General features: G+C 35.7%; 4 protein-coding genes. 2 read left to right on the top strand and 2 right to left on the bottom strand.

What is annotated here, in order from left to right:
* Positions 1 to 551 precede the first annotated feature (551 nt).
* Entirely contained in the window at positions 552 to 1,502 is a 951-nt protein-coding gene (locus tag MW688_RS01150) for a cyclase family protein (RefSeq protein WP_486734071.1), read from the top strand.
* A 46-nt stretch (positions 1,503 to 1,548) separates the two neighbouring features.
* Positions 1,549 to 1,851 carry a hypothetical protein gene (locus MW688_RS01145; protein ID WP_486734070.1) on the top strand — a complete coding sequence of 101 codons (303 nt, stop codon included), beginning with the start codon at positions 1,549 to 1,551 and terminating at the stop codon, positions 1,849 to 1,851.
* Between the two features lie 721 nt (positions 1,852 to 2,572).
* Here the strand turns inward: MW688_RS01145 and MW688_RS01140 are convergent.
* Together MW688_RS01140 and MW688_RS01135 are read right to left on the bottom strand one after the other, a co-directional pair.
* Positions 2,573 to 3,274 carry a tropomyosin gene (locus MW688_RS01140; protein WP_486734069.1) on the bottom strand — a complete coding sequence of 234 codons (702 nt, stop codon included), beginning with the start codon at positions 3,272 to 3,274 and terminating at the stop codon, positions 2,573 to 2,575.
* Positions 3,275 to 3,283: 9 nt separating this feature from the next.
* Positions 3,284 to 4,318 (bottom strand): hypothetical protein, encoded by a 1,035-nt coding sequence (locus MW688_RS01135; protein WP_486734068.1) that lies wholly within the window; start codon positions 4,316 to 4,318, stop codon positions 3,284 to 3,286.
* Positions 4,319 to 4,632 lie beyond the last annotated feature (314 nt).

Raw genomic sequence — 4,632 nt, 5'->3', positions numbered from 1 at the left:
TGGGATGGGTTGGAGGTTTTACTGATGCTAAGGCAAAAAATATTAGCGTTTACGATCACAATTGGAAACGAATTGGGCAATTTTCTCTCAAGAAAGTTATGTTAATTCGTAGGTCGAATAAACGTAAGCGTTGTTTAAATTACGGGGGACTTTAGTCTCATATCAAAGCACCAGAACTTATGTACTAAATTAACCTCAGAAAAAGTTCATTTCTCTTTCGCCTAAGATCTTACACTCGGTCAACCAATTTTTAAGCTTTGAGCATTAATTCTTTAACTCATTACTTCAAAACTCATTACTTCAAAACTTAACCACCACAAGTAACTTTGGGTAAAGATCAAGATCTGAGTAGTCGTCGGTTCGCCTTTCCTCCCCGCCCTAAAGTTACGGGGATTCCAGGCTTTCAATTACTTTTGTTGAAGATATTGTTTACAGTTTGTTGATGACGGGTTTTCATATAGCAATTCTCATACTGGTGAGAAGCGGTTATCCGACACTTGGAATAAAAAACTATAATAACTTTTAATATATTCATCACTTTGATTTTTTGTATGTTACTGCGTCTTAGTTTACAATTAACCATCATCATACTAATTATTTTCTCTATCGTTCCCCACGCTGCTGCCTCAGAAAACAGAGATTTGTGGAAAATCTACGAAACATCTCTTAAATCAGCAAAGTATGTAGACTTAACCCATGCTTTCAGTCCAACTATTCCTGTTTGGTCGGGTTTTGCTTCTGGTAGTTTTCATCCTGCTTCAGGTGGCACAGACATTCCTGACTATATCAAAAGTGGTCAAGAGTATACATATTCTGAACATGGATTTATTGCCACAGCTTACAATTTACCTACGGATCAGTATGGCACTCAACTAGACCCACCTGCACACTGGGATGAATATGGGGCAACTATCAGCGATTTACCTGCAACTTATGCAGTTCGACCTTTAGTTGTTATTGATATTCATGAACAAGTTGCTCAAAATCCCGGTTATCATGCCACTGTTGCTGATATTCAAGCTTGGGAAACTAAATATGGTGAAATTCCAGAAGGTTCGGTAGTAATGATTCGTTCAGACTGGTCTCAAAAATGGTCAGATGTGAAAAGATTTAATCAAAAGCCTTTTCCAGGAGTATCTCTTGAAGCGCTACAGTTTCTACATCTAAAGCGCCGTATTCTTTTTCATGGACATGAACCTCTAGATACAGATACAACTCCAACTCTAGAAGGTGAGTCCTGGTTGCTACACAATAACTATACTCAAGCTGAAGGAGTCACTAATTTAGATAAAGTACCTGAAGTTGGTGCTTTAATAGGGATTGGATTTGCCAAACCAGAAGGAGGAACTGGAGGTTATGCTCGATATATCGCTATCTGTCCTCCCGATTGGTCTTATGGAGTATCTGTTTTAGAAGAACCTGGCGCCCCTTTGCCTCGGCAACCTTATCCACTTCGTAGAGATGACAACAATGTTTTAAAACCGTTTCCCCCTCAAGATTAGTTTATAATAAAAGCATATTGACTCAGGTTTAAAGTAGAGAATAAATATGTTTAAAAGTTTTTTAATAGTTTGTACTTTAACACTAGGCTTGAATCCCATAGCTGTATTTGCACAAATAATCATGGATTCTCCTCAACAAGATGATAACCAGAGTCAAGATTTGAATTCTATGAATAGTTCAGTGGTAGAAAGACAAGCGCCAAGACAAGATGAACAGGAAGATTTGTTACCTTTTGCAGAACGCTATCGCCGCGCTGCGTTGCGAGGTTCAACTCTCAATAATCCAGCTTTGCGCGATTTGAAACCTTTACCTCCTGAACGCGATACTCAGTATATTCCTCAGTGGTAATTTAATTTTGTATTTTGAGATAATGACTTTGAGGCGATCGCCTTAAAGTCCGTCCTACATTCCTCCTACACCTCATATCAAAGCACCAAAACAAAAGTACAGAAATTGGCCGACAAGGGAGAATCAATTTTTAAGCGCGATCGCATTAATTCTTTAACTCATTACTTCAAAACTTCAAGACTTCAAAACTTCAAAACTTCAAAACTTCAAAACTCCTTACTCATTACTCCTTACTCATTACTCATTTAGCCTTTTTAAGGCTGGTGAGGTACAAAGGTTATCCTTTTGAGGCAGGAGGCAGGAGGCAGGAGGCAGGAGGCAGGAGGCTCCGAGTTAGGTACAACCTCATGAGTTCTTTGAAATGCTATAACTCATAACTTCTTACTTCAAAACTCCAAGACTTCTTACTCCAAGACTTCTTACTCCAAGACTCCTTACTCCTTACTCATTACTCATTACTCATTACTTCTTACTCATTACTCATTACTTCTTACTCATTACTCATTACTCCTTACTCATAATTCATCCACAACCAGTAACATTAGATATAGATGCGAGGGTCTGAGTACACCCTACACCCTGGGGTTGGTGCGTTACGGCAATCAGTTATCTTATTGTGATTTCCTCAAAGAAATTTTCGCGCCTAACGCACCCTACACCTACACCTACTTTGAGGCGATCGCCTTCTCTCAGACTTACTAAAAAGAAATATAACTAAATATTAATTTCGTTTTTCTAAGAATACGCCTTCTGCATCTAATTCACCTGGAATATATAACTGCACTCCATTATTTATAAATCTTAGATTAATACTTCTTCCACAGGAAACCACACTATTATCATTTGGTCTAGAGGCTTTAAATGTTCTTCCTCTAAAATAATTATCTTTGAGAATCCCTTCTGCTTGATAAGATATTAAACCATAATCACCTTGTGCATTAACTATGACAGTATTTGTATTTTTCAGAAAAAATACATCGTATTTTTCACGAATTTTATAAGCAACATAACTACAATTACCTCCATGTCTATTTCCCTGTACATAACCTGTATAGTAGCCTGTATATGTGTTTGCTTGTTTTTCTTCTCTTAATTCATTTTCAGCAGCTTCAGCTCTTTTTTCTGCTGATTCTGCCTTTTTTTCTGTTTCCTTTAACTCAGAGTTAGTTTCATCTAACTCTTCTGCCAATAAATTATTATCCTCACTTAACTTGTCATTAATATTTGTTAGCTTTGTTACTTCTTCTTCTAAGGTCTCATTTTTTGACTTAAGTTTAACAATTTCCCGTAATGTTCCTCTAGAATTAAAAATTAGGGCATAAATAACAAAAATAATCATAAAAAGCCCTAAAGTTGACAAAGACAAATCCGATAAAAGTTCAAATATAGATTGTTCTGTTTGCTTTTTTTTTATTTTTCTCATGAGTGGACTTTAAAATATAACTATAAATAAAACAGCACCAATTAAAATGACAACTAAACTCAATAAAGCAATAGTTAAAATATTTTGATATCTAATTATTTTATCAAGTTTTTTGAGCAAATAATCAGTTTTGCTGATGTCATGATTCAGTAAACTATTTTTCTCAGTAGTAATTCTTTTTTCTAGTTTTTGAGTAAAATCATTCATCATGTTAGCCGAGTCATTCATACTTTGCATATAGTCTCTTAAGGATTGTTTAACTGAGGTGGATGACTCGATAAAATATCTTAAATTATCAGAAAATTGAGAAAATTTATTCATTTCTCTTTTCCATATCTCTTGTTGGAGTTTTGGTATTTTTTCTAGTTCTGTTTTATGTCTAATAGTATCTAATAAATCTTCAATTAAGTTAACGGTTGAGTGACTAAGTACTTTTAAAAAAAGACCGCCTAAAATAGCACCTGCTAACGTGGTAATAAAGGCACTGGACATTCCCGAAAGCGCTTCACCTAATCCAATCATTGGGCTGATATCTAAATCAGGAGCACCAATTTCCTCCGATGGAGTTAAACTAACTCTAATGCTATCCATAGCATTAGAAAGACCACTCATTGATACAGTAAGTCCTAACACAGTTCCAATCATACCCAAGGTAATCATGAGATTGGAAAACAATTGTACCCAACTTTCTCGCCTTGTAAGTCTATTTTCAATTAGACTTATTGAAAATTCCTGGTCAATTGATAAATTATTGTGAGCCGCACTTTCTAAATTCTCTACATGTTCACGAAATAAGCCTTCTGATTGTTTCAGCTTTGTAAATTCAAGAAAAACCATCAGCGTATTTAAAATATTGAGCAGTAGTGCGATGATAAATAAAATTAAGATAATTGACGTAATTCCTGTGGAGTCTGTGTAGTCATTATGACTATCGAGATCATGGTTATTTTGATACCAGCGTCGTAAAGCCCAAAACACTGTTACTAGGGTAGTACTTAACCAAAATAACCAAAGCCAGAAATCTTTTGCACGTTTTTGTCCCATCCTTAATAACCTCTATGACGGCTTCTCAATCATTAGCCATTGATATTTATTGTATCTCACTTCATACAAATACGTATTTTTTTAGCTGCAAGCATAAAACAAATACAGTGTTTTTTTTATTTTTTAATATAAAAATGCTATAACATTTTTCGGACTCATGAGGTTGTACCTAACTCTCGGAGCCTCTCGGAGCCTCATATCTTCCACCAAAACAAAAGTACAGAAATTGGCCAACAGGTGAGAGGGGGAGAGGGGGAGAGGGGGAGAGGGGGAGAAAGAGGGTTTTTAAGGATTTGCATCAATATTTAATTATA

The organism is Johannesbaptistia floridana (genome assembly GCF_057440575.1).
Note: the sequence above shows the minus strand (reverse complement) of the source record. Positions and strands in the feature narration are given on the sequence as shown.